A 23,008-nucleotide genomic window follows, 5' to 3' on the forward strand; every position below is an offset into this window, starting at 1 on the left:
CCTAGTTGGGCTGCACTTCGCGGCCTTGCGCGAGTGCGATCAGGTGTTCGATGGAAAACAGCACAATCAGGCTGCCGGCAACGATGGCGGGCACGTATTTCCAGCCTTCGGACACGCCCAGGGTCGGCAGGCGGTAGTCCCAGACCGATTCGGCCAGCGACGCGCAGCCATAGGCCATGGCCGCGCCAAACACCAGGATCAGCGCATGGATCAGAAACTCCATCTTGGTGCGCAGCCAGTCCGGCGCCAGCACCAGGAGCGACTCCAGCCCGATATGGCCGCTGTCGCGCACGCCCACGGCGACGCCGAACATGGTCACATAGAGCACCAGCAACAGCGACAGGCTCTCGGCCCAGGTGGGCGTGTTGTTGAGCACATAGCGGCCAAACACCTGCCAGCTCACGGCAGCAATCAGCAGCATCAGGCCGGCAATTCCCAGCCACATGCACAAGCGCGACAAGGCGCTGCAAATCTTGGTAAACATCGTGGTGCCCGTGCAGGCCCGGGGCGTACAGCCTCCGGGCAAAGAGTTGCAAGGAGCCAGCACCCGGCGGGCACTGGCATTGGCGTGGGATCAGCGGCGGATCAAGGTGTTTCCTGCGCGCGCTTGACCAGGTCTTTCAACTTGGCATCGGTGATGAACTTGTCATACACCGGCCGCATCGCCGCCTGGAACGGGGCCTTGTCCACCTCGATGATCTCGGCGCCGCCCGCCTTCACGACCTCGAGCGACTTGGCCTCACGCTCGGCCCACTGCTTGCGCATATAGGGCACCGACTCCTTGGCGGCCTGGCGTACCCAGCGCTGCTCCTCGGGCGAGAGCTTGTCAAAGGTGCGTTTGGAGAACAGCAAAATCTCCGGCGCCATCGAGTGCTCGGTCTTGCTGAAGTACTTGGCGACTTCGAACGAGCGCGAGCTCTCAAACGTGGGGTAGTTGTTTTCGGCCGCATCGATGAGGCCGGTCTTCAGCCCGGTGTAGACCTCGCCCATCGGCATTGGCGTCGCATTGGCGCCCATCGCTTCGAGCATGCTCACCCACAGGTCGGACTGCTGCACGCGCACCTTCATGCCCTTCATGTCGGCCAGGCTCTTGACCGGCCGCTTGGCGGTGAACATGGAGCGCGCACCACTGTCGTAAAAGCCCAGGCCGATGAAGCCCTGTTTTTCGCAGGCTTTGAGGATCTCTTCGCCCACGGGGCCATCGAGCACCTTGTGCATGTGCTCCACTGAGCGGAACAAGAAGGGCATCGTGGGCACCACGGTCTCGTTGCAGACATTGTTCATCGCGCCTACGTTGACCCGCACCATCGCCAGCGCGCCGATCTTGGCCTGCTCGATGGTTTCCTTCTCGCCCCCCAGTGCCCCGTTGGGGTAGACGCGGATGCTGTGCTTGCCGCCGGACAGCGCCTTGAGGCGCTCGCCCATGAACTTCACCGCCTGCACGGTCGGGTAGTCGTCCGGGTGGATATCTGATGAACGAAATTCGGTGGCCTGAGCGCTGAGCGCCAGCAGACCGGCAGCCAGCGCTGCACTGAGAGTGGAAAGTCGCATTTGTCTACCTCGTTATCTCTATGGTTGGGGGAACATGCCCGAATGGTTTCCGGGTCTCTGGGTCACACACACCTCGCCTGTTTACAGGGGCCGAAATTCCGTCTCCTCCATTCCTGAAACGCCCGGGCGCAGCGCAAACACGCCACCGGCCAGCGGTTGGTCCGACAGATCGATACCGTCCGGCCGTATCGATGTGACATAGAGCACATCCAGGCCCGGGCCGCCAAAGGCGCACATCGCCGGCTTCTTGACCGGCAGCGCCAACGAGCGGTCCAGCCGGCCATCGGGCCGGAAGCGGTGCACCAGGCCCGCGTCGTTGCCGCAGATCCAGTAGCAGCCTTCGGCATCGATGGCCGCGCCATCGGGCCGGCCCGGCAGGCTCGTCATATCGACAAACTGGCGGCGGTTGTGGGGTGTGCCGGTGTCCGCGTCGTAGTCAAAGGCCCAGATCTGCTGGCTGCTGGGGTGCGAATCCGACAGGTACATGGTTCGCCCATCGGGGCTGAAGGCCAGGCCGTTGGGCGTGACCAGCGGGCCCAGCTGCAGATCCTGCGCGCGGCCTGCCGCCATGTCCTCTGCCCCAAAGCGGTAGAGCTTGCCCACCGGCTGCGCGGCGGCCATGTCCATCAGCATGCTGCCCGCCACAAAGCGGCCCTGGCGGTCGCAGCGCCCATCGTTAAAGCGCATGCCTGGCATGGCGTGGACGACGGCAGCCAGTTGTTGGGTGTGAGCCTCACCATCGCCCAGCGTCACCTGGTAAATGCCGTCTTCCAAGCCGGCAATCCAGCTGCGCGGCTCGCCCTGCCAGGCGGCGATGCAGGCCAGCATCTGCGGCAGCTGCCACTGCGTGGCGGCGCCCTGCCCCGGCTGCCAGCGCTGCAGCAGGCCGCGCGGTATGTCGGCCCAGTACAGCGCAGCCTCCTGCGCACGCCACACAGGGCTTTCGCCGGTGGCATTGCGGGCGTCGAGCACCAGCTCGGCGGCTGTCATGCAGACGGCTCCGGCGCATCGCCAAAGGGGCCTTGGGCGGTGAAGGCCCCGCCCTGGTAGACGGCGACCGGGTCGTTGGCCGCAGGGGCGGGTTGTGCCTCCACCTGGGCGCGCCAGGGCTCGGAGCTGTCCTTGGGCACAAAGCCCAGGTGGGCAGCGGCATGGTTGTCCCACCACAGGTCGCGGTTGGCCGATGCGCCGTAGACGACGGTATGGCCAACGTTAGGGGTGAACAGGCTTTTCTCGACCAGCTGCACCAGGTCGTCATAGCTCAGCCAGCTGTGCATCATGCGCCGGTCCTTGGGCGCGGGAAAGGACGAACCAATGCGTATGCTCACCGTCTCGATGCCGTAGCGGTCAAAGTAGAAACTCGCCATGTCCTCGCCAAAGGATTTGGACAGGCCGTAGTAGCCATCGGGGCGGCGGCGCGCATGGGCGTCGATCTTCTCGCTTTGCTGGTAAAAGCCGATCACATGGTTGGAGCTGGCAAACACAATGCGCTTCACGCCGTGGCGGCGCGCGGCCTCGTAGAGGTGGAAGATGCCTTTGATATTGGCCTCCAGCACCTCTTCAAAAGGCCGCTCCACCGACACACCGCCCAGGTGCACGATGGCGTCGCAGCCGGCCACCATCGCGTCGACGGCCTGCTTGTCGGCCAGGTCGCAGGGGACGACTTCTTCTTGCGCATCCCGCGGCGCGCCCATGCCGGCGATGTCGGACACGCGCAGCACAGGGGCCAGGCCGCGCAGGCGCTGGCGCAGCACCTGGCCCAGGCCGCCGGCAGCACCAGTCAACAGCAAGCGTTGCAGCGGGGTTGTTTGTGCCTGCATGGCCTGCTCCTTTCCATAAAAAAAGGCGCTTATGAAAAGCGCCTGGGGTGGTCAGCCTTGAGCCAGGCCGTCGATGGCAGAACGCATGTTCTTCAGGGCCTTCACCACCAGCGCAGGGTCGGTGGCGAACGACAGGCGGATATAAGGCGACATGCCAAAGGCCGCGCCCGGCACGGTGGCCACATTGGCCGCCTTGAGCAGAAAGCTCGAGACGGCAGCATCGCTGTCCAGCACCTGGCCTTCGGCCGTGCGGCGGCCGATCAGGCTTTGGCAACCGAGGAACAGGTAGAAGGCGCCATCGGGCACCGACGACAGGGTCAGCTCAGGCACGATGGCCAGCTCGCGGCGAATGGTCTCGAGCCGGTCCACAAAGGTCTGGCGCGCCTGGCGCACGCAGTCCTGGTCGCCCAGCAAAGCCGCTTGCGCAGCGGCCTGCGCCACCGATGTGGCACTGGTGCAGCTTTGCGATTCGAGCTTGTTCATGCCGCCGATCAGCTTCTCGGGGCCTGCCGCATAGCCAATGCGCCAGCCGGTCATCGCGTAGGACTTGGAGACGCCGTTGATGATCAGCATGCGGTCCTTCAGATAAGGACAGGCCTGGGCGAACGAGACAAAGGGCACACCGGTCAGGATGATGTGCTCGTAGATTTCATCGGACATGACCAGCACATCGGGGAAGTCCTTGAGCACCTCGCCCAGCGCCTGCAGCTCGGCGCGGCTGTAGACCGCGCCGGTGGGGTTGCCGGGACTGTTGATGATCAGCCAGCGGGTCTTGGCCGTGATGCTCTGGCGCAGCGCGTCGGGCGTGAGCTTGAAGCCCACCGCTTCTGCGCAAGGCACATAGACCGGCACGCCGCCATGCAAGGCCACGATGTCGCCATAGGACACCCAGCAAGGGGTGGGCACCACGACTTCGTCGCCGCTCTCCAAGGTCGCCATGAAGGCATTGAAGATCAGCTGCTTGGCGCCGACACCGGTGGTGATCTCGGCCACCGTGTAGTCGAGTTCGTTGTCCTGTTTGAACTTCTGCGCAATCGCCTTGCGCAGGCTCTCGGTGCCGGCCGGCACCGTGTACTTGGTGGCACCGGCCTTGGCCGCGGCCATCGCCGCATCAATGATGTGCTCGGGCGTATTGAAATCGGGCTCACCAATGCTCAGGTCGATGACATCGATGCCTTCGGACTTCATCTTCTTGGCCAGCGAGGAAATCGCCATGCTCGGCGACGAAGGCAGGCCCTCGACTTTTTGACTTAGCTTCAACATAAATTCGCAATCGCTCGGTTTCTCTTAGATGCCCTTGTCATTGGGGTTGGCGTAGAGCGCCTTGGTCGAATCGCTGAGCGGGAAGTTGATGTTCACGTTGCGCGGAGGGATCGTGGTCATGAACCACTTCTGGTAGAGCGCTTCCATCTCGCCGGACTTGATCATCGCGTAGACGGTGTCATCGACCAGCTTCTTGAACGTCGGGTCATCCTTGCGCAGCATCACGCCATAGGGCTCGGTGCGCAGCGGCTCGTTGAGGATCACATACTGGTCGCGCTGGGGCGAGGTGGCGATAAAGCTGGCCAGTTGCACGTCATCGAGCACAAAGGCGTCGGCCTTGCCCGATTCGAACATCACAAAGGCTTCGGACGGGTCCTTGCCATAGACCTCGTTGAACTTCACGTTCTGGGCCTTTTTGTAGGCGCGCAGCAGCTGGATCGAGGTGGTGCCGGTCACGGTGGCCACATTGCGGTTTTGCAGATCGGCAATACCTTTGACTGGCGAGTCCTTGCGCACGGCCAGGGTCACATTGGCCGAGAAGTAGCTCGGCGAGAAGGAGACTTGCTCCTGGCGCGCAAGGGTGTTGGTCACCGGTGTGCAGTCCAGATCGACGGTGCCGTTCTGCACCAGCGGGATGCGGCTGGTGGGCGTGGTGATCAGGTACTTGATTTCCATCTTCTGCAAGCCCGCCGCCTTTTGCGCCGCCTCTGCTACCTTCAGGCAGATGTCATTGATCAAGCCGATAGGGTCCGCATTGCCGTTGACCTTGTAGCTGAAGGGCACGGACATGTCGCGCGCACCGATGGTGATTGCGCCGTTCTGCTTGATCTTCTCCAGCGTGGAGGTCTGCGCTTGCGCCAGGGAAGCAGCCAGCAGAGTGACGGCACATACGGTGGTTTTGGAGAAAAGCTTGAGCATGATTGGAAAGTAGGTTACAACAAGGCATCAGTCATGTGTTGTCTGACGACAGGTGTGAATTATGATCACAGCTATGCTCAAAAGCCCCTCGGAATTACCCGCATCCTCGTCAATGGCATCAGGCCAGGATGCCACTTTGCACGGTTGCCACACCCCGCAAGGCAGCTGCTTGGCCCACCTTCAGCCGGATCACAGCTATGCTTAAAAGCCCCTCGGAATTACCCGCATCCCCGTCGATGGCATCGGCCAGCGCTGCCACTTTGTACGGTTGCCGCGCCGCAAAAGCCAACGGCCAGGCCCACGTTCTGCCGGATCACAGCCATGCTTAAAAGCCCCTCGGAATTACCCGCTTCCCCGTCAATGGCATCGGCCAGCGCTGCCACTTTGTGCGGTAGCCGTGCCGCAAAAGCCAACGGCCAGGCCCACGTTCTGCCGGATCACAGCCATGCTTAAAAGCCCCTTGGAACTCGCTACAACCCCATCGATGGCCATAGACTCCGCCGCCAGTCTGCGCGGCAGCCGTGCCGCCAAGGGCAGCCGCAGCCTGGCCAATCTGTTGTCGGAAGAATTTGAAAACAAGATCCGCCAGGGGCTGTTGCAAGAGGGCGACAAGCTGCCCACAGAAACCGAACTGGTGCGCAGCTATGACGTCAGCCGCACAGTGGTGCGCGAGGCGTTGTCCAAATTGCAGGCCTCGGGTTTGGTGGAGACCAAGCACGGCATCGGCACCTTTGTGCTGCCCGCGCGCAGCACGCCGGGCATGGTGCTCAGCGCCCACGAGCTGAGTGAATCGGTCGATGTGCTCGCGGTGCTGGAGCTGCGCATCAGCCTGGAGACCGAGGCGGCGGGACTGGCTGCGACCCGGCGCCAGGAGCCGCATCTGCGCGCGATGCGCACTGCGCTGCAGGCCTTTGAGCAGAACTTTGCACTGGGCCGCGAGACCGTGAGCCATGACCTGGACTTTCACCTGAGCATCGCCAAGGCCACCGGCAACCGCTATTTCCAGGAGATCCTGCAGCACTTTGGCTCGATGCTGATTCCGCGCAACCGGATTGCCTCGATCCACATCCCCACGCGCGACCCGGACTACCTCAAGCGCGTCAACCGCGAGCATGAAGAGATCTTCTCCGCGATCGAGCGCCAGGATGCGGACTCGGCCCGCGCTGCGATGCGCATCCACCTGACCAACTCGCGCGAACGCCTGCGCCTGGCACAGCGCCTGGCCCAGGAGCAGCAAGCAACCGGCGCACCAGGCAGCGAGCGCTAAGCCGCGCAGCAGCCCGGCACGGGGCTGCTGCCTTCACGCCCCGGGTCGCGCCACCGCTGCGCCCGCCACACCTATCCGTTGGCGCAGCGCCCGGCCCGCCCCAGCGCCAGCCCACGGCGGCGCCAGGCGGCATGACCGGCCCAGCCGCCCACCCACACAAGCGTTTCCCCTAGTCAACCAAAGCTTGGCGATCTGCGTTTTGAGTTGTATGATGTCTTATATCTAAAAAGGAGACAAAGACCTATGCATCGCCGTTCGCACCTGATCTATTCAGCGCTGGCCCTGGCCGCCGGTAGCTTGTTATCGACTCCGCTGTTGGCGGCCGATGCATGGCCCAGCAAGCCGATCCGGCTGATTGTTCCCTACCCGCCCGGCGGCAGTTCGGACATCATTGCGCGCTCGATCGGCCAGCTGATCTCGCAAGAGCTCAAGCAGACGGTAGTGATCGACAACAAGCCCGGAGCGAACGGCAACCTGGGCGCCGAGTTTGTCACCCGCGCCCAGCCCGATGGCTACACCTGGCTGCTGTGCGACCTCGGAGCGCTCGCGATCTCCCCGTCCATCTACACCAAGCTGAGCTTTGACCCCAGCAAGGACCTGCGTGGCGCCGCCATGCTGGCCTACTCGCCGCACATGCTGGTGGTGCACCCGTCGGTGCAAGCCAACAACCTGCAGGAGCTGGTGGCCCTGTCCAAGAAGCAGGACCTGAACTTTGCCGTCACGGCCACCGGCAGCGCGCCGCATCTGGCCGGTGTCGAGCTGGCCCGGCTGACGGGCGCCAAATGGGTCTATGTGCCCTACAAGGGCGGCGTGCAATCGGTGCAGGACACGGTGGCTGGCCAGACCCAGGTGCTGATGAACGGCATGCTGGCCACCTACCCCCATGTGCAAAGCGGCAAGTTAAAGCTGCTGGGTATCTCCAAGAACACCCGCATGCCGCTGATCGCCGATGTGCCGACCCTGGCCGAGCAAGGCGCAGCCGGCTTTGCCTCGGGCACCTGGCAAGGCGTGGTACTGCCGGCCAAAACGCCAGAAGCGGTGATCCAGAAGGTGAACCAGGCGCTGCTGACTGCCATCCGCTCGCCCGAGGTGCGCTCGCGCCTGACCGGCCAGGGCGCCGAGGTGGTCACGATGACGCCGGCCGAGACTGACCAATTTTTCAAGGCCGAACGCCAGCGCTGGCGCACGGTCGTTCAAACCGCCAATCTGCAGCTCGATTGAGCCGCCCGGATTTGGCACTGTCGATTCCCTCTCTTTTCTTTGAAAGTTTGATATGAGCACCATGAGCCCCCAGGATGTGAAGAACGTGATGAGTTCCGGACTGCTGTCCTTCCCCATTACCGACTTTGATGCACAAGGCAACTTCAATGCCAAGGGCTATGCCGAGCGCCTGGAATGGCTGGCCCCGTTTGGCGCCAGCGCGCTGTTCGCCGCTGGCGGCACCGGTGAGTTCTTCTCGCTGACCGCCGAAGAGTACCCTGCGATCATCAAGACCGCCGTGGACACCTGCAAGGGCAAGGTGCCGATCATCGCCGGTGCAGGCGGCCCGACCCGCTTTGCGATCCAGTGCGCACAGGCTGCGGAAGCCGCTGGCGCCCACGGCATCCTGCTGATGCCCCACTACATGACCGAAGCCAGCCAGGAAGGCCTGGCCGCGCACGTCGAAGCCGTCTGCAAGAGCGTGAAGTTCGGCGTCATCATCTACAACCGTGGCGTGAGCCGTTTCACCCCCGAGACCGTGGCCAAGCTCTGCGAGCGCAACCCCAACCTGGTCGGCTTCAAGGACGGCGTGGGCGACATCGAAGCCATGTCGGCCATGTACCTGACGATGGGCGACCGCCTGGCCTACCTGGGTGGCCTGCCAACCGCCGAAGTCTATGCCGCCGCCTACAAGGCACTGGGCACGCCCGTGTACTCTTCTGCCGTGTTCAACTTCATCCCCAAGACCGCCATCCGCTTCTACGAAGCCGTGCGCACCGATGACCACGCCACCCAGCACCAGCTGCTCAAGGACTTCTTCATGCCCTACCTGAAGATCCGCAACCGCAGCGCTGGCTACGCCGTGTCCATCATCAAGGCCGGTGCCAAGCTGGTGGGCCACGATGCCGGTCCGGTGCGCGCGCCTTTGGCTGACCTCAAGCCCGAGGAAGTCGATATGCTGGCAGCACTGATCAAGAAGGTCGAAGCCTGATCTCCGTTGACCTCCTGGCCCGGTAACCACCTGCAGCACGGTGCTGCGGATGGTGCCGGGCTCTTTCCGTTGAAAGCCCTCTCCACACATGACTGCCACCCACCGCCCACGCGTGCTGCAAATGGGCAAGATGCCGCTGCCCGCGCTTGATGCCGATCTGGCCCAGGAATTCGATACCACCGTGCTGAGCGCACAAGCGGACCCGCAGCAGTTCCTGGCTGCCCACGGTTCGGAGTTTGCCTACCTGGTCACCTCGGCCAGCATGGGCGCATCGGCCTCGGTGATCCAGGCCTTGCCGGCGCTGCGCGGCATCAGCAGCTTTGGCGTGGGCTTTGATGCGCTGGACCAGCAGTCCATCCTCGCCCAGTCCGCGCGCGTGGGCTACACCCCCGGCGTGCTGGACGACTGCGTGGCCGACATGGCCTTTGCACTGCTGCTGGACAGTGCCCGCCGCCTGGCAGCGGCCGACCGCTTTGTGCGCGCGGGCCTGTGGCCCACCGAGCGCTTTGGCGTCTACACCCGTGCCTCGGGCAAGCGCCTGGGCATTCTGGGCATGGGCCGCATTGGCCGCCAGGTGGCGCGCCGCGCCAGCGGTTTTGACATGGAGGTGGCCTACCACAACCGCCGCCCAGTCAGCGATTCGCCGCACCGCTACATGGAGTCGCTGCAGGAACTGGCCCAGTGGTGCGATTTTCTGGTCATCACTGCTGCCGGTGGCGACGACACCCGCCACCTGGTCGATGCCCAGGTGCTGGACGCCCTGGGCCCGCAGGGTTTTGTGATCAATGTGGCGCGCGGCAGCGTGGTCGATGAAGCGGCCTTGCTGGACGCGCTGCAACACCAGCGCATTGCCGGCGCGGGCCTCGATGTGTTCGAGGACGAACCACGCCCCCTGCCCGGCCTGCTGCAGCAGGACAACGTAGTGCTGGCACCGCATATCGCCAGCGGCACCCAGGAGACGCGCCGCGCGATGGCCGATCTGGTGCTGGCCAACCTGCGCAGCTTGATCGCCAATGGCCAGCCGCTGCAGGAAGTGCCCTGGTCCCAAGCTGCGGCACAGGCCCGTGCTGGTTGAGAACGTTTTTACGACGACCGAACCATCCACCCATTTTTTTGAGAACAGGCCCAACCGCCTGGCAAGCTTATGACGACACACAACAACCTGATCAACGGCAGCTGGACACCCGGCAAGACCACCTCGCCCAACACCAACCCCAGCGACCTGTCCGACGTGATCGGCCAGTATGCGCAGGGCGATGCCAGCGATGTGGATGCCGCAGTGGCAGCAGCCACGGCGGCCTTCCCGGCCTGGAGCGTCTCGGGCATCCAGGCGCGCCATGATGCGCTGGACAAGATCGGCAATGAAATCCTGGCGCGCAAGGAAGAGCTGGGCGACCTGCTGGCCCGCGAAGAAGGCAAGACCCGGCCCGAGGCGATTGGCGAAGTGGCCCGCGCCGGCCAGATCTTCAAGTTCTTTGCCGGTGAATGCCTGCGCCTGGCCGGTGAGAGCCTGCCGTCGGTGCGCCCCGGCATTGGCGTGGAAATCACGCGCGAGCCCGTCGGTGTCGTCGGCCTGATCACCCCCTGGAACTTCCCCATCGCCATTCCGGCCTGGAAGATCGCACCGGCGCTGGCCTTTGGCAACTGCGTGGTGATCAAGCCCGCCGATCTGGTGCCCGGCAGCGCCTGGGCGCTGGCCGACATCATCCACCGCAGCGGCATCCCCGCCGGTGTCTTCAACCTGGTGATGGGCCGGGGCCGCATCATTGGCGATGCGCTGGTGCAGCACCCCGATGTGGCCGCGATCAGCTTTACCGGCTCGGTCGGTGTGGGCCGGGGCATTGCCGAGGCCTGCGTGAAATCGGGCAAGAAGGTGCAGCTGGAGATGGGTGGCAAGAACCCGCAGGTGGTGCTCGACGATGCCGACCTGGCCCAGGCGGTGGAGCTGTCGGCCCAGAGCTGCTTTTACTCGACCGGCCAGCGCTGCACCGCATCGAGCCGCCTGATCGTCACCGACAAGATCTACCCGGCCTTCGTGCAGGCGCTGCAAGAGCGCATGGCCAAGATCAAGGTCGGCGATGCGCGCGCCGCCGGCACCGATATCGGCCCCGTGGTGAGCCAGGCCCAGCTGGAGCAGGACCTGAGCTATGTGGAAATCGCCCAGGCTGAAGGCGCCGTGCTGGCCACGGGCGGCAGCCGCATTGCCTGCCACACCGGCAGCGGCAAGGAAGGTTTTTTCATGCAACCGGCCCTGCTGGTGGACAGCACACCCCAGATGCGCATCAACCGCGAAGAGGTGTTTGGCCCCGTCGCCAGCGTGATCCGCGTGCGGGACTACGAAGAGGCGCTGGCCGTCGCCAATGACACCGCCTTTGGCCTGTCTGCCGGTATTGCCACTACCAGCCTGAAGTACGCCAGCCACTTCAAGCGCCATGCCCAGGCCGGCATGGTGATGGTCAACCTGCCCACCGCAGGCGTGGACTACCATGTGCCGTTTGGTGGCCGCAAGGGATCGAGCTACGGCCCGCGCGAGCAAGGCCGCTATGCGCAGGAGTTCTACACCACGGTGAAGACCGCCTATACGCTGGCTTGAACGCTGCGCCAGCACCAGGCGCTTTGCGGGCATCCGGTGGCCCTCCACCTGATGCCCGCGCAGTACCTGGTCGCTCTCAGGTAATACGCTTGGCGGAAAATGGCAGGATGAAACTTCTGCCTGACCTCTCTCTGCCGGTGACGGCCGACATCAACGATCCCCAGCCGCTGATCCTCTACCATGGCCGCAACTGCCCCGATGGCTATGGCGCGGCGCTGGCGGCCTGGCTGTTCTTCTCCGGCAACGCAGAGTTTCGCGGCCTGGACCACGGCGAAATCCAGACCGTGGACGACCTGGGGCCGCTGACTGGCCGCACGATCTACATCCTCGACTTCGCCTTTGGCCCCGAGCTGTTGGCAGCCATTGAGGCCCAGGCCCACAAGCTGGTGCTGCTGGACCACCACAAGAGCGCCGCTGAAAAGCTCAATGGCTACCAATGCACCTGCGGCGTCGTGCATTTCGACATGAACAAGTCGGGCGCACGCCTGGCCTGGGAGTTCTTCTTCCCCAAGGACCCGATCCCCGCGCTGGTGTTGCACATCGAAGACCGCGATATCTGGCGCTGGCAGTATCCCGACAGCGGTGCCTTTTTGGCCGCGCTGGACATGGAGCCGCGCAGCTTTGAGCGCTGGGCCGAGATTGCGGCCTTCAGCCCCGAGCAGCTGAGCGCCTTCATGGCCCGTGGCGGCGCGATGGACGAGAAATACCTCAAGCTCTGCAGCGATATCGCCGAAGGCGCGCAGCCGCTGGTGTTCAACGGCGTGGCCGGCCTGATGGTCAATGCCCCGGGCATGTTCCACAGCCAGGTCGGCGACATCCTCGCCAAGCAAAGCGGCAGCTTTGCGCTGATGTGGAGCGCCAGCCCCAAGGGCGCCAAATGCGGCCTGCGCTCGCGCTCGGATTTCAACTGCATCCCGCTGGCCGAAAGCATGGGCGGCGGCGGCCATGCCCAGGCCTGCGGCTTCCGCATGGGGGTGGACCGCATCCCCGAGCTGCTGGCAGGCACGCTGACCGCCCGGCCTGAAGACGCACTGCCGCCAGCGCGCCCCGCCCCTACGCCGGCGCCAACCGGCACGCCATGATGCCTGCCACCCGCACAGGCAGCAGCACCTGGGCGCAGCAATGCCCCCTGTGCGGCCAGAGCAATGGCTGCGCGGTGGCCCAGGGCCTGCCCGCTGCCCAGTGCTGGTGCATGAGCGCAGAGATCGATCCCCAGGCCTTGGAACGCCTGGCCCCTGCCGAGCGGGGCCAACGCTGCATCTGCCCGGCCTGTGGGCGTGCGCAGCCCGATCCCGGCGCCCGCCCCAACCGGGGTGACTGACAAGCGCCAACCCCAGGATCATCATCAAACGCCCGGGGCCTGCCCGCAGCCGCCCCACCAGGCCCCTCGCCAAACGCGCCCCCTCCGCCCAGCCCACGCCATGCAGATAAGACACCACACCTCCCAGGATCTGCGCAGCCTCTATGGGGAGCGCTTCCGCTGGTACCTGCTGTTCAGCGTCATGGTGGGCACGATGGCCTCGATCATCTCCTCGACCATCTTCAATGTCGCCATCCCGGCGATGAGCCTGCACTTTCAGCTCGGCCAGTCGCGCGCGCAATGGGTGACCTCGTCCTTCATGGTGGCCACGACGGTGGCGATGCTGACCACGCCCTGGCTGCTGTCGCGCTACGGCTACCGCAACACCTACCTGGGCGCCGTGCTGCTGCTGATGCTGGGGGGCATTGGCGGGGGTTTTAGCAGCGACTACAACCTGGTGCTGGTGGCGCGCGTGGTCGAAGGCCTGGCGGCCGGTGTGATCCAGCCGATTCCGGCCATCATCATCCTGCATGCCTTTGCCGCCCATGAGCAAGGCCGCGCCAATGGCCTGTTTGGCATGGGCATCGTGCTGGCGCCGGCCATCGGCCCCAGCGTGGGCGGCCTGCTGGTCGACTGGATGGGCTGGCGCTCGGTGTTCTTCATGGTGGTGCCGCTGTGCCTGGCCTCGGTCTGGCTGGCGCTGAAGTTTGTGCCCGTCAATGCGCCGGGTGGCGCCGCAGCCGACCGCCATGGCAAAAGCCTGGACTGGCTGGGCCTGGCCATTGCGACCACTGGCACGGTCTGCCTGCTCAATGGCCTGGTGGCGCTGCATGGCACGGGCTGGCAGCAAAGCGCCATACTGCTGGCCATTGCGCTGGTCTGCCTGCCCGCCTTCATCGCGTGGCAGCGGCGCTTGCTGGCCCAGGGCGGCAAGCCGCTGATGGACCTGCGCCTGTTTGCCTGCAAGCCTTTTGCGGCCGGCTGCATTGTGGCCTTTATCTATGGCGTGGCCTTGTTTGGCTCCACCTACCTGCTGCCGGTGTTCATGCAGCTGGGGCTGTCCTACTCGGCCTCGGTGGTCGGCACCACCATGCTGCCCGCCGGCCTGGTGCTGGGCGGCGTCATCGCGCTGGCCGGCCGCATGGCCGACCGCACCCCCGTGCACTGGCTGGTGATCGGCGGCCTCTCGCTGCTGGCGCTGTCCTTCGTGCTCACGGGTGTGCTGCAACCGGGCTCGTCGCTGTGGCTGCTGATCGGCTACACGGTGCTGGGCCGCGTCGGTCTGGGCTTTATCCTGCCCTCGCTCACCCTGGGCAGCATGCGGCCGCTGGACAAGAGCCTGATCTCGCAGGGCTCGAGCAGTTTCAGCTTTCTGCGCATGCTCGGCGGCGCCGCTGGCGTCAGCCTCTGCGGCATCTTTCTGGAGTGGCGCGTGGCCTTCTACGCCAACCAGTCGCCCGCGATCGACATTGCGCTGGCCGAACGCGTCGCGGGCTTTCGCGACACCTTTTTGATGCTGGCCGTGGTCTGTGTGCTGGCCGGCATTGCCGCCCGCCAGCTACAGCCGCGTGCGGGCGCCAAGCCCTGAGCGGCTGGCGAATGGTCTACACTGGGCCATCCAACGGTTTTCAAAGAGTTTTTGCCATGTGCCAACTGCTGGGGATGAACTGCAACACCCCCACCGACATCAACTTCAGCTTCAGCGGCTTTTCGCAGCGGGCCGGCAATACCGACCACCACAGCGATGGCTGGGGCATCGCCTTCTTTGAAGAAGGCGGCCTGCGCCTGCTGATGGACCACCAGCCCGCCGTCCAGTCGCCGGTGGCCGAGCTGGTGCGGCGCTACCCCATCCAAAGCCGCAATGTGATTGCGCATATCCGCAAGGCCACCCAGGGCCAGGTGATGCTGCAAAACTGCCACCCCTTTGTGCGCGAGCTCTGGGGCAAGAACTGGGTGTTTGCCCACAATGGCGACCTCAAGGATTTCCGCCCGCGCCTGCACAGCCACTTTCACCCGGTGGGCGACACCGACAGTGAGCATGTATTTTGCTGGCTGATGCAGGAGCTGTGGAAATCCCATGCCGGCACGCCCAGCATTGCCGAGCTGACCCACACCTTGCGCGAGCTGGCCGCGCAGATCGCGCCCCAGGGCACCTTCAACTTTCTGCTCTCCAACGGCGAGGCGCTCTGGGCCCATGCCAACACCTTCCTGTGCTACACCGAGCGCGCGCATCCCTTTGCCCAGGCCCAGCTGAGCGACGAGGACCTGAGCATTGACTTTGCCACCTGCACCACACCACAGGACCGGGTGGCCGTGGTGGTGACCGCGCCGCTGACCACCAACGAACAGTGGACGCCTTTCCAGCCCGGCGAGCTGATGGTGTTTGCCGACGGCCGGCGTCTGCCGCTGTAATCAACAAACCCGGCAGCGCCGGGTTTGTTTTTGGTACGTCTGCGCGAAAGTCTTCAGGCCAGCGCGCGGGTGATCAGAATCTTCTGCACATCGCTGGTGCCTTCATAGATCTGGCAGACCCGCACATCGCGGTAGATGCGCTCGACCGGAAAATCATTGACGACGCCATAGCCGCCCAGGGTCTGGATGGCAGCGCTGCAGACGCGCTCGGCCATTTCGCTGGCAAACAGCTTGGCCATGGCCGCTTCCTTGAGGCAAGGCTGGCCGGCATCGCGCAGGCTGGCGGCATGCCAGATCAGCTGGCGCGCGGCCTCGATCTGCGTGGCGCATTCGGCCAGGCGAAAGCCAACGGCCTGGTGGTTGATGATGGCGGTGCCAAAGCTCTCGCGCTCCTTGGCGTACTGCACGGCCACGTCAAAGGCGCTGCGCGCCATACCCACGCTTTGGGCGGCAATGCCGATGCGCCCGCCTTCGAGCGCGCCCAGCGCAATCTTGTAGCCCTCGCCCTCGGCGCCAATCAGGTTCTCGGCCGGCACCACGCATTGCTCAAAATTGATCTGTGCGGTATCGCTGCTGTGCTGGCCGAGCTTGTCCTCCAGCCGCGCGACCTGGTAGCCGGGGTTGTCGGTGGGCACGATAAAGGCGCTCATGCCCTTTTTGCCGGCGCCCTTGTCGGTCACCGCAATCACAATCGCCATCTGCCCGTTCTTGCCGCTGGTGATGAACTGCTTGACGCCGTTGATCACATAGGCATCCCCCTGCCTGGTGGCGGTGGTGCGCAGCGCGCTGGCGTCCGAGCCCACATGGGGCTCGGTCAGGCAGAAGGCGCCCAGCATCTCGCCCCTCGCCAGAGGGGCCAGCCATTGCTTCTTTTGCGCATCGCTGCCGTAGCGCATCAGGATGGCATTGACGGGGCAGTTGGTCACGCTGATGGCGGTGCTGGTGCCGCCGTCGCCCGCAGCAATCTCTTCGAGCACCAGGGCCAGGCTGATGTAGTCCAGCCCTGCGCCGCCCAGCGCATCGGGCACGCAGATGCCGTAGGCACCGAGCTGGGCCAAGCCCTGGTGGGCCGCCTTGGGGAACACATGGTCGCGGTCCCACTGCGCAGCGTGCGGCCACAGCTCGGCCTGGGCAAATTCACGCACCGCATCGCGGATCATCGTCTGGTCGTCGTTCAAAAGCATGGGTTTGTCTCCGGATTTTCTAGTTCTGGCGCGGTCTGGCAGGCTGGCTTACCAATGCTTGGCGCGGCGGCCATCGTGGTGCAGCAGGCGCCCCTTGTCCGCATCGCTGACCGAAGCCAGGGTCTTGCGCATGTCGCTCACGCTTTGCTGCACGGTCAGGGGCGCTTCTTGCCCGCCCATGTCGGTCTGCACCCAGCCCGGGTCCAAGGTGATCAGGCGCGCTCCCGGGTAGTCATGCTGGGCCGAGGCCACCGCCATATTCAGCGCCGTCTTGCTGACGCGGTACAGCCAGGAGTAGCTGTCGTCCACACCTTCGATCTGCGACATCGACGACGAGATAAAGGCAAACACGCCGCCGCTGGCCTCGACAATCGGGCCGATCTGCGGCAACAACTGCATCGCACCCAGCACATTGGTGTGCATCACCGCATCAAAATCGGCCTGCGTCGGCACCTCGCGGGCGTTGGGCCGGCGGATCACCCCTGCCACATACATCGCCACATCGATCTGCTGGCCAGCCAACGCAGTCGCCAGCGCGGTCACACTCTCGGGCTGGAGCACATCGACCAGGAACGCCTGCGCGCCCAGCGCCTGCAGGCGCGCCTGGGCCTCGGTATCCCGCACCGTGGCCAGCACGGTCCAGCCTGCCTGCGCATATTCCCGCACCAGCTCCAGGCCGATGCCGCGCGAGGCGCCAATCACCAAAATCACAGCCATTCCCACGCCCTCCTTGGCGGTTGTTGTCACTGTCCCTGTTCTTGCAGAATCTGCTGCTGGTAGCGCGCCACCATATCCGCCTGTGGCTCGGGCGCCGCAGTCAAGCCCATCTGGTCATGGATCATCTGGTTGAGCGTGGGCAGGGTGCTGCGCGCAATCTGTGCCTCGGCCTGCCACAGGCGCGAGCGCATCAAGGCCTTGGCGCAGTGCAGATAGGCTTCGCGCACCTCGATCTCGATCACCAGCTTGGGCCGTTGGCGCTCGCCGTCAAACACATCGATAAAGCGGGCCTCATCGCGCAGCTTTGCGGTGCCGTTGACGCGCAAGGTCTCATCCACGCCCGGCAGCAGGAACAGCAGCGCAATGCGCGCATCGGTCAGCAGGTTGCTGAGAGAATCCAGCCGGTTATTGCCACCGGCATCGGGCAGCAGCAGATGCTGCGCGCCCTGGCATTTGACAAAGCCCGGCGGCCCGCCCCGGGGCGAGGCATCGAGCATCTCGGCCGCCTGCCCGGCCGTGGCCACCACGCACAGCGGCGACAGCGCAATAAAGCGCTGGCAATGGGCATCGAGGTGGCCTAGCTGCTTGGCCAGCGCGCGCTCGGCGGGCTGGGCGTAGAGGGCGCGCAGTTGCTCCGTCGTTTCGATCATGCGGCCTCCGGGTCGTCACCGTCCGCATCGGCCGCCGCGGCGCCGGCTGCCGCATACACGGCCAGGTAGGCATCCCAGGACGGATCGAATGACACCTCGACGCGCCCAGGCGAGGCCGCCGCCTGCTGCTGCAGCAACTGCTGGGCGGCCGCAGCGTCATCGACGTAATAGCAGGCGCTGCGCTCGCGCATACCTTCAATACGGGTGTAGGCCAGGATACCGGTCTCCATGCGCTCGAGCGCCGCTTGCAGGCTCTCTTGCGCATCGCGCGCCTGGTCCAGGCTCTGGCCGTCTTCAAACGGCAAGGTCCATTGCAGGCAGTAGGGCAGATCGGCGCGCGTGGCCACGGCATTGGCCGACAGGCGCAGGCCCAGCAGATCGGGCACGGCGTCAGCTGCCGCATCGCGGCGGCGTGCTTCGAGCATTTTCCAGCGGTCGTCGTCTGCCGAGGGAAAGCGGTAGCTGCGCCCCAGGCTGTCGCGCAAAAAGGCATCGAACACCGCCGGAAAGGCGGACAGCGGGCCGACGCCGGCGACTTCCGGCGCAAAGCCATCAACTACCTCGACCGGGCCCACGCGCACAGCGAAATCCCATTCACCCAGCGCGTGGTCCAGCATGATGAAGGCCATGTGCTGGGCCAGCTCGCGCTGCGCGGGCGCAATGATCTTCTCAAAGCCCAGCTCCAGGCCGACGATGCCGCCGGCATCGTAGTGGGCCACCAGCACATCCGAGCAGGAGAGCTCCAGGCCCTCCATCGCCATGCTGAAATCCTGGATGGGGCTGCGGTTGCGGAACGCCTGCACCTTGTAGCCCGGCAGGCTGGGGGCGGCACGCACCAGGGCCATCAGGTTCTCGAACTGGTCGACATTGCCGTGGGCGCTGAACACCAGACGCGAAAACAGGCTGCCTTCAGAGCGCTCCAGCTCCAGGGCCAAATCGGGGGCAACGCGGGCCAGCATCTCATTGGCCTGCGCCACAAAGGCTTGGTTGGGCAGCAGTGCCAGGTGGCGCTCTTGGTAGACCAGCTCCTGCCAGAAGGACTCGATGTCCTGCGCTTGCAGCTGCCCCGGGCCGGGGCCCACCGATTCGTTCGTCATAGTTTCTCCTCTTTCAGGATGACTAGACTACATGATTTCAATCGCCATCGCAGTGGCCTCACCTCCGCCGATGCACAGGGTGGCCAGGCCACGGCGCTTGCCGCGAGCCTGCAGTGCGTGCAGCAGGGTCACGATGATGCGTGCACCACTGGCACCAATGGGGTGGCCGAGCGCGCAGGCGCCGCCGTTGACGTTGACGATGTCGTGCGAGACCTTCATGTCGGCCATCAGTGCCATCGGCACCACGGCAAAGGCTTCGTTGATTTCCCACAGGTCCACATCCTCGACCTTCCAGCCGGCTTTTTTCAGGGCCTTCTCGGTCGCGCCGATCGGTGCGGTGGTGAACCACTCGGGCTCTTGCGCATAGCTGGCATGGGCTACGATCTTGGCCAGCGGCTTGCAGCCCAGCTCCTTGGCGGTGGACTCGCGCATCAGCACCAGAGCTGCGGCACCATCGTTGATGCTGGAGCTCGACGCCGCCGTGATGGTGCCGTCTTTCTTGAACGCGGGCTTGAGGGCGGCGATCTTGTCCAGCCGCGCCTTGCCGGGGCCTTCGTCTTCCGTCACGGTCACATCGCCCTTGCGCGTGGACACGGTGACTGGCGTGATCTCGGCCTTGAAGGCACCGGACTGGGTCGCCGCCTGCGCGCGCTGCACGCTGGCAATCGCAAACTGGTCCTGCTGCTCGCGGCTGAACTGGTACTTGGCGGCACAGTCCTCGCCAAAGGTGCCCATCGAGCGGCCGGGTTCATAGGCGTCTTCCAGGCCATCGAGCATCATGTGGTCGAACACCTTGTCATGGCCCATGCGGTAGCCGCCACGGCCTTTTTTGAGCAGATAGGGGGCGTTGGTCATGCTTTCCATGCCGCCTGCCACCATCACATCGCGGCTGCCAGCCACCAGCTGGTCATGGGCCAGGATGGTGGCTTCCATGCCGGCACCGCACATCTTCGACAGGGTCACGGCGCCGGTGCTCTTGGGCAAGCCGCCCTTGAACAAGGCCTGCCGCGCCGGGGCCTGGCCCTGGCCGGCCATCAGGCAGTTGCCAAACAGCACTTCTTCCACTTTTTCAGGGGCGACACCCGCGCGCTCCACCGCAGCCTTGATGGCTGCGCCACCCAGGTCATTGGCCGAGAGCTCGGCAAAATCGCCCATGAAAGCACCCATGGGGGTACGGGCTGCGCCAACGATAACGACGGGATCATGCATCGGGTGTCTCCTGATTGAATTCGGGTCTTGTGCGGCTGGCACCTCGGGGCCCGCTCGCGCTGTAAAAAAAGCAGCCCTGACCCAGGGCTGCCTTGCGGGTTTAATCGCGCTTGCGTTCGGCCACCAGGGCCACGGCGCGTTGGTGGACTTCGGCCAGCCCGCCAATGCCTGGCACGGTCATTTCCAGATCGGTGATCAGACCGTTCTTGAGGCTATAGCACCAGCCGTGCAAGGTCACCTTCTGGCCACGCGTCCAGGCGTCCTGCAAGATGGTGCTCTGCGCCACATTCACCACCTGCTCGATGGCATTGAGCTCGCACAGCGCATCATGGCGGTGCTGGGGCGAGAGGCTTTGCAGCAAGGCCAGGTGCTTGTCGCGCACATCGCGCACGTGGCGCGTCCAGTTGTCGACCAGGCCCAGGCGCAGGCCTTCGAGCGCCGCGAGCACACCGCCGCAGCCGTAGTGGCCCACGACCATCAGGTCCTGGATCTTGAGCTGGTCCACCGAGTACTGGATGGTCGACAGGCAGTTCAGATCGCTCGGAACCACCACGTTGGCCACATTGCGGTGCACAAACACTTCACCGGGCTCCAGACCGGTGATCTGGTTGGCCGGCACGCGGCTGTCGGAACAACCGATCCACATGTACTTGGGGTGCTGCTGCGACATCAGGCCCGTGAAGAACCCGGGGCGGTCACGCTCCATCTGCTCTGCCCACAAACGGTTGTGGTCAAACAGGTCTTTGATGGAGGTCGTAGTCATAAGGCTATCCTTTGTTGTGTGGGTATCAGGATGGCGCAGCGCAGCCGGTCAGCAGGTTTCTGCGAACAGCTCACGCCCAATCAACATGCGGCGAATCTCGCTGGTGCCGGCGCCAATTTCATAGAGTTTCGCATCTCTCCACAGGCGGCCGAGGGGATACTCGTTGATATACCCATTGCCGCCATAGATTTGCACGCCTTCGCCGGCCATCCAGGTGGCCTTCTCGGCGCACCACAGGATGACGCTGGCGCAGTCCTTGCGCACCTGACGAACATGGTCGGTTCCGAGCAGATCGAGGTTTTTAGCAACCGTATAAGCAAAAGAGCGGCCTGCTTGCAGCACGGTGTACATATCGGCCACCTTGCCCTGGATGAGCTGGAACTCACCAATGCTCTGGCCAAACTGCTTGCGGTCGTGGATGTAGGGCACGACGTTGTCCATCACCGACTGCATGATGCCTAGGGGGCCGCCGGTCAGCACGGCGCGCTCATAGTCTAGGCCACTCATCAGCACCTTGGCACCGCCATTGAGCTGGCCCAGCACGTTCTCGGCCGGCACTTCGACGTTCTGGAACACCAGCTCACCGGTGTGGCTGCCGCGCATGCCCAGCTTGTCCAGCTTCTGCGCAATGGAGAAACCCGGCATGCCCTTCTCGATCAGGAAAGCGGTCACGCCACGGGCCCCCATCTCCGGCTCGGTCTTGGCATACACCACCAGGGTGTCGGCGTCCGGGCCGTTGGTGATCCACATCTTGTTGCCGTTGAGCAGGTAGTAGCCGCCCTTGTCCTCGGCCTTGAGCTTCATGCTGATGACATCGGAGCCGGCACCGGGCTCGCTCATTGCCAATGCACCCACATGCTCACCGCTGATCAGCTTGGGCAGGTACTTGGCCTTCTGGGCTTCATTGCCGTTGCGGTTGATCTGGTTAACGCAGAGGTTGCTGTGGGCGCCATAGGACAGGCCCACCGAGGCGCTGGCGCGGGAGATCTCCTCCATCGCCACCATATGGGCCAGGTAGCCCATGTCCGCGCCGCCGTATTGCTCGGACACCGTGATGCCCAGCACGCCCAGGTCGCCAAACTTGCGCCACAGGTCCATGGGAAACTGGTCATTGCGGTCGATCTCGGCGGCACGCGGCGCGATCTCGGCCTGCGCGAACTCGCGCACGGCGTCGCGCAGGGCGTCGATATCCTCACCCAACTGGAAATTCAGGCCTGGTAATCTGGACATGGTCTTGTCTCCTATCTATATGGCGCACCCGATGCCGCCGATACGCAGCAAAGCTGCTAGAGCTGCATCATTACGTTTACGTTCACGTCAACTATATATTATTTTTTTGACGGCTGCTTTGCGAGCAAAGCATGGGCTTCCTGCATATGCTCATCAATTTCTGCCAAGTTGGCCTGCAAATCTGCCAACTGCGTCTGCAGGCGCTGGCGATGCGCCGTCAGCACCTCGATAAAGCGGCTCAGCTGCACACCGGTATCGCGCGGTGACTCATACAGATCAATGATCTCCTTGGCCTCCTGCAAGCTCAGCCCCAGGCGCTTGGCGCGCAAGGTCAGGCGCAGGCGCGTGCGCTCCTTGGCCGAGTAGACGCGCTGCTTGCCGCCGGTGCCGGTGCGCTCGGGGTGCAACAGGCCCATGTCCTCGTAAAAGCGGATGGCCCGGGTGGTCAGATCAAATTCTGCAGCCAGCTGCCCGATGGAATAAGTCGGTGTCATGGTCTCCCTGCACGCCCTTGTTGTTCTGGATGGACCATTATGCGGCATGCGCCGCTCTACACTGCCAGGTGCCGACCAAAAGAAAAACCCCTCTACTCGGGAAGAGCAGAGGGGTTGATCAGTATAAAAGCCTGACGATGACCTACTTTCACACGGGAATCCGCACTATCATCGGCGCGAAGTCGTTTCACTGTCCTGTTCGGGATGGGAAGGAGTGGTACCAACTTGCTATGGTCATCAGGCATAACTTTTTGCTCCTTGGCGGCTTTGCGCTGATCGGTCGATCAGGGCATTGCTGCTTTTGAAGCGAATTCATAGAGTCTTATCAGCTAAATTTGATTGCGCTTTG

At 64.2% G+C, this 23,008-nt stretch carries 23 protein-coding genes and 1 rRNA gene; 9 read left to right on the forward strand and 15 right to left on the reverse strand.

Features of this window, described 5'->3' with window-relative positions; all coding sequences use genetic code 11:
• Nucleotide 1 precedes the first annotated feature (1 nt).
• The 6 genes from F0Q04_RS23770 to F0Q04_RS23795 all read right to left on the reverse strand — a co-directional run bounded on the left by F0Q04_RS23770 (nucleotide 2) and on the right by F0Q04_RS23795 (nucleotide 5,552).
• Nucleotides 2–484, reverse strand: a complete 483-nt coding sequence (locus F0Q04_RS23770; RefSeq protein ID WP_182343833.1) for a TRAP transporter small permease — start codon at nucleotides 482–484, stop codon at nucleotides 2–4.
• A gap of 101 nt (nucleotides 485–585) precedes the next feature.
• A complete protein-coding gene (locus F0Q04_RS23775; RefSeq protein WP_021025002.1) occupies nucleotides 586–1,551 on the reverse strand; it encodes a TRAP transporter substrate-binding protein in 966 nt (321 codons plus the stop codon).
• An 81-nt stretch (nucleotides 1,552–1,632) separates the two neighbouring features.
• On the reverse strand, nucleotides 1,633–2,541 hold the full coding sequence (locus tag F0Q04_RS23780) for an SMP-30/gluconolactonase/LRE family protein (RefSeq protein ID WP_182343835.1): 909 nt from the start codon (nucleotides 2,539–2,541) through the stop codon (nucleotides 1,633–1,635).
• Nucleotides 2,538–3,371 carry an NAD-dependent epimerase/dehydratase family protein gene (locus F0Q04_RS23785; protein WP_182343837.1) on the reverse strand — a complete coding sequence of 278 codons (834 nt, stop codon included), beginning with the start codon at nucleotides 3,369–3,371 and terminating at the stop codon, nucleotides 2,538–2,540. Before F0Q04_RS23785 ends, F0Q04_RS23780 begins: the two co-directional genes overlap by 4 nt.
• A gap of 51 nt (nucleotides 3,372–3,422) precedes the next feature.
• A complete protein-coding gene (locus F0Q04_RS23790) occupies nucleotides 3,423–4,634 on the reverse strand; it encodes a pyridoxal phosphate-dependent aminotransferase (protein WP_116926232.1) in 1,212 nt (403 codons plus the stop codon).
• Nucleotides 4,635–4,658: 24 nt separating this feature from the next.
• Complete coding sequence (locus F0Q04_RS23795; RefSeq protein ID WP_116926231.1) at nucleotides 4,659–5,552, reverse strand: amino acid ABC transporter substrate-binding protein; 894 nt, start codon at nucleotides 5,550–5,552, stop codon at nucleotides 4,659–4,661.
• A 484-nt stretch (nucleotides 5,553–6,036) separates the two neighbouring features.
• Between F0Q04_RS23795 and F0Q04_RS23800 the strand changes: the two genes are divergently transcribed.
• From F0Q04_RS23800 to F0Q04_RS23840, 9 genes are all read left to right on the forward strand, one after another.
• Nucleotides 6,037–6,819 (forward strand): FadR/GntR family transcriptional regulator, encoded by a 783-nt coding sequence (locus F0Q04_RS23800; protein ID WP_116926230.1) that lies wholly within the window; start codon nucleotides 6,037–6,039, stop codon nucleotides 6,817–6,819.
• Between the two features lie 243 nt (nucleotides 6,820–7,062).
• A complete protein-coding gene (locus F0Q04_RS23805; protein WP_182343839.1) occupies nucleotides 7,063–8,040 on the forward strand; it encodes a Bug family tripartite tricarboxylate transporter substrate binding protein in 978 nt (325 codons plus the stop codon).
• Nucleotides 8,041–8,101: 61 nt separating this feature from the next.
• Complete coding sequence (kdgD, locus tag F0Q04_RS23810) at nucleotides 8,102–9,010, forward strand: 5-dehydro-4-deoxyglucarate dehydratase (RefSeq protein WP_116926387.1); 909 nt, start codon at nucleotides 8,102–8,104, stop codon at nucleotides 9,008–9,010.
• An 88-nt stretch (nucleotides 9,011–9,098) separates the two neighbouring features.
• Nucleotides 9,099–10,085: a 2-hydroxyacid dehydrogenase gene (locus F0Q04_RS23815; RefSeq protein ID WP_182343841.1), complete on the forward strand. Its 987-nt coding sequence runs from the start codon at nucleotides 9,099–9,101 to the stop codon at nucleotides 10,083–10,085.
• Nucleotides 10,086–10,154: 69 nt separating this feature from the next.
• Nucleotides 10,155–11,603, forward strand: a complete 1,449-nt coding sequence (locus tag F0Q04_RS23820) for an aldehyde dehydrogenase family protein (protein ID WP_116926228.1) — start codon at nucleotides 10,155–10,157, stop codon at nucleotides 11,601–11,603.
• Nucleotides 11,604–11,710: 107 nt separating this feature from the next.
• Nucleotides 11,711–12,685: a DHH family phosphoesterase gene (locus F0Q04_RS23825; RefSeq protein WP_116926227.1), complete on the forward strand. Its 975-nt coding sequence runs from the start codon at nucleotides 11,711–11,713 to the stop codon at nucleotides 12,683–12,685.
• Nucleotides 12,685–12,924, forward strand: a complete 240-nt coding sequence (locus F0Q04_RS23830) for a cysteine-rich CWC family protein (RefSeq protein ID WP_116926385.1) — start codon at nucleotides 12,685–12,687, stop codon at nucleotides 12,922–12,924. Before F0Q04_RS23825 ends, F0Q04_RS23830 begins: the two co-directional genes overlap by 1 nt.
• 100 nt (nucleotides 12,925–13,024) lie before the next feature.
• The gene (locus tag F0Q04_RS23835) at nucleotides 13,025–14,491 is read left to right on the forward strand and encodes a DHA2 family efflux MFS transporter permease subunit (RefSeq protein WP_116926226.1); all 1,467 of its coding nucleotides are present in this window, start codon (nucleotides 13,025–13,027) and stop codon (nucleotides 14,489–14,491) included.
• A gap of 56 nt (nucleotides 14,492–14,547) precedes the next feature.
• The gene (locus F0Q04_RS23840) at nucleotides 14,548–15,315 is read left to right on the forward strand and encodes a class II glutamine amidotransferase (protein WP_116926225.1); all 768 of its coding nucleotides are present in this window, start codon (nucleotides 14,548–14,550) and stop codon (nucleotides 15,313–15,315) included.
• 53 nt (nucleotides 15,316–15,368) lie between these two features.
• Here F0Q04_RS23840 and F0Q04_RS23845 read toward each other — a convergent pair whose 3' ends face one another.
• From F0Q04_RS23845 to rrf, 9 genes are all read right to left on the reverse strand, one after another.
• Nucleotides 15,369–16,499 carry an acyl-CoA dehydrogenase family protein gene (locus F0Q04_RS23845; RefSeq protein ID WP_182343844.1) on the reverse strand — a complete coding sequence of 377 codons (1,131 nt, stop codon included), beginning with the start codon at nucleotides 16,497–16,499 and terminating at the stop codon, nucleotides 15,369–15,371.
• A gap of 48 nt (nucleotides 16,500–16,547) precedes the next feature.
• Nucleotides 16,548–17,216 carry an SDR family oxidoreductase gene (locus tag F0Q04_RS23850; protein ID WP_116926223.1) on the reverse strand — a complete coding sequence of 223 codons (669 nt, stop codon included), beginning with the start codon at nucleotides 17,214–17,216 and terminating at the stop codon, nucleotides 16,548–16,550.
• 26 nt (nucleotides 17,217–17,242) lie between these two features.
• Nucleotides 17,243–17,866, reverse strand: a complete 624-nt coding sequence (locus F0Q04_RS23855; RefSeq protein WP_021024986.1) for an MSMEG_1061 family FMN-dependent PPOX-type flavoprotein — start codon at nucleotides 17,864–17,866, stop codon at nucleotides 17,243–17,245.
• Nucleotides 17,863–18,963, reverse strand: a complete 1,101-nt coding sequence (locus F0Q04_RS23860) for a hypothetical protein (RefSeq protein ID WP_116926222.1) — start codon at nucleotides 18,961–18,963, stop codon at nucleotides 17,863–17,865. Before F0Q04_RS23860 ends, F0Q04_RS23855 begins: the two co-directional genes overlap by 4 nt.
• Nucleotides 18,964–18,990: 27 nt before the next feature.
• Entirely contained in the window at nucleotides 18,991–20,172 is a 1,182-nt protein-coding gene (locus tag F0Q04_RS23865; RefSeq protein ID WP_182343846.1) for an acetyl-CoA C-acyltransferase, read from the reverse strand.
• 100 nt (nucleotides 20,173–20,272) lie between these two features.
• Nucleotides 20,273–20,935, reverse strand: a complete 663-nt coding sequence (can, locus tag F0Q04_RS23870; protein WP_116926220.1) for a carbonate dehydratase — start codon at nucleotides 20,933–20,935, stop codon at nucleotides 20,273–20,275.
• 48 nt (nucleotides 20,936–20,983) lie between these two features.
• Complete coding sequence (locus F0Q04_RS23875) at nucleotides 20,984–22,165, reverse strand: isovaleryl-CoA dehydrogenase (protein ID WP_182343849.1); 1,182 nt, start codon at nucleotides 22,163–22,165, stop codon at nucleotides 20,984–20,986.
• A gap of 98 nt (nucleotides 22,166–22,263) precedes the next feature.
• Nucleotides 22,264–22,659, reverse strand: coding sequence for a MerR family transcriptional regulator (locus F0Q04_RS23880; RefSeq protein ID WP_182343851.1), 396 nt, complete (start codon nucleotides 22,657–22,659; stop codon nucleotides 22,264–22,266).
• Between the two features lie 129 nt (nucleotides 22,660–22,788).
• Nucleotides 22,789–22,901: ribosomal RNA gene (gene rrf, locus F0Q04_RS23885) — 5S ribosomal RNA — on the reverse strand.
• Nucleotides 22,902–23,008 lie beyond the last annotated feature (107 nt).

The sequence above is a fragment of the Comamonas koreensis genome (assembly GCF_014076495.1).
Classification (GTDB): domain Bacteria; phylum Pseudomonadota; class Gammaproteobacteria; order Burkholderiales; family Burkholderiaceae_C; genus Comamonas; species Comamonas squillarum.

Bases quoted from the DNA above. Each gene is read 5' to 3' on its own strand.
- F0Q04_RS23815 (WP_182343841.1), top strand. From the start codon at position 9,099: ATGACTGCCACCCACCGCCCACGCGTGCTGCAAATGGGCAAGATGCCG.
- F0Q04_RS23795 (WP_116926231.1), bottom strand. From the start codon at position 5,552: ATGCTCAAGCTTTTCTCCAAAACCACCGTATGTGCCGTCACTCTGCTG.
- F0Q04_RS23805 (WP_182343839.1), top strand. From the start codon at position 7,063: ATGCATCGCCGTTCGCACCTGATCTATTCAGCGCTGGCCCTGGCCGCC.
- F0Q04_RS23845 (WP_182343844.1), bottom strand. From the start codon at position 16,499: ATGCTTTTGAACGACGACCAGACGATGATCCGCGATGCGGTGCGTGAA.
- F0Q04_RS23875 (WP_182343849.1), bottom strand. From the start codon at position 22,165: ATGTCCAGATTACCAGGCCTGAATTTCCAGTTGGGTGAGGATATCGAC.
- F0Q04_RS23790 (WP_116926232.1), bottom strand. From the start codon at position 4,634: ATGTTGAAGCTAAGTCAAAAAGTCGAGGGCCTGCCTTCGTCGCCGAGC.
- F0Q04_RS23820 (WP_116926228.1), top strand. From the start codon at position 10,155: ATGACGACACACAACAACCTGATCAACGGCAGCTGGACACCCGGCAAG.
- F0Q04_RS23855 (WP_021024986.1), bottom strand. From the start codon at position 17,866: ATGATCGAAACGACGGAGCAACTGCGCGCCCTCTACGCCCAGCCCGCC.
- can (WP_116926220.1), bottom strand. From the start codon at position 20,935: ATGACTACGACCTCCATCAAAGACCTGTTTGACCACAACCGTTTGTGG.
- F0Q04_RS23780 (WP_182343835.1), bottom strand. From the start codon at position 2,541: ATGACAGCCGCCGAGCTGGTGCTCGACGCCCGCAATGCCACCGGCGAA.
- F0Q04_RS23800 (WP_116926230.1), top strand. From the start codon at position 6,037: ATGGCCATAGACTCCGCCGCCAGTCTGCGCGGCAGCCGTGCCGCCAAG.
- F0Q04_RS23840 (WP_116926225.1), top strand. From the start codon at position 14,548: ATGTGCCAACTGCTGGGGATGAACTGCAACACCCCCACCGACATCAAC.
- F0Q04_RS23850 (WP_116926223.1), bottom strand. From the start codon at position 17,216: ATGGCTGTGATTTTGGTGATTGGCGCCTCGCGCGGCATCGGCCTGGAG.
- F0Q04_RS23775 (WP_021025002.1), bottom strand. From the start codon at position 1,551: ATGCGACTTTCCACTCTCAGTGCAGCGCTGGCTGCCGGTCTGCTGGCG.
- kdgD (WP_116926387.1), top strand. From the start codon at position 8,102: ATGAGCCCCCAGGATGTGAAGAACGTGATGAGTTCCGGACTGCTGTCC.
- F0Q04_RS23865 (WP_182343846.1), bottom strand. From the start codon at position 20,172: ATGCATGATCCCGTCGTTATCGTTGGCGCAGCCCGTACCCCCATGGGT.
- F0Q04_RS23880 (WP_182343851.1), bottom strand. From the start codon at position 22,659: ATGACACCGACTTATTCCATCGGGCAGCTGGCTGCAGAATTTGATCTG.
- F0Q04_RS23825 (WP_116926227.1), top strand. From the start codon at position 11,711: ATGAAACTTCTGCCTGACCTCTCTCTGCCGGTGACGGCCGACATCAAC.
- F0Q04_RS23860 (WP_116926222.1), bottom strand. From the start codon at position 18,963: ATGACGAACGAATCGGTGGGCCCCGGCCCGGGGCAGCTGCAAGCGCAG.
- F0Q04_RS23785 (WP_182343837.1), bottom strand. From the start codon at position 3,371: ATGCAGGCACAAACAACCCCGCTGCAACGCTTGCTGTTGACTGGTGCT.
- F0Q04_RS23835 (WP_116926226.1), top strand. From the start codon at position 13,025: ATGCAGATAAGACACCACACCTCCCAGGATCTGCGCAGCCTCTATGGG.
- F0Q04_RS23830 (WP_116926385.1), top strand. From the start codon at position 12,685: ATGCCTGCCACCCGCACAGGCAGCAGCACCTGGGCGCAGCAATGCCCC.
- F0Q04_RS23770 (WP_182343833.1), bottom strand. From the start codon at position 484: ATGTTTACCAAGATTTGCAGCGCCTTGTCGCGCTTGTGCATGTGGCTG.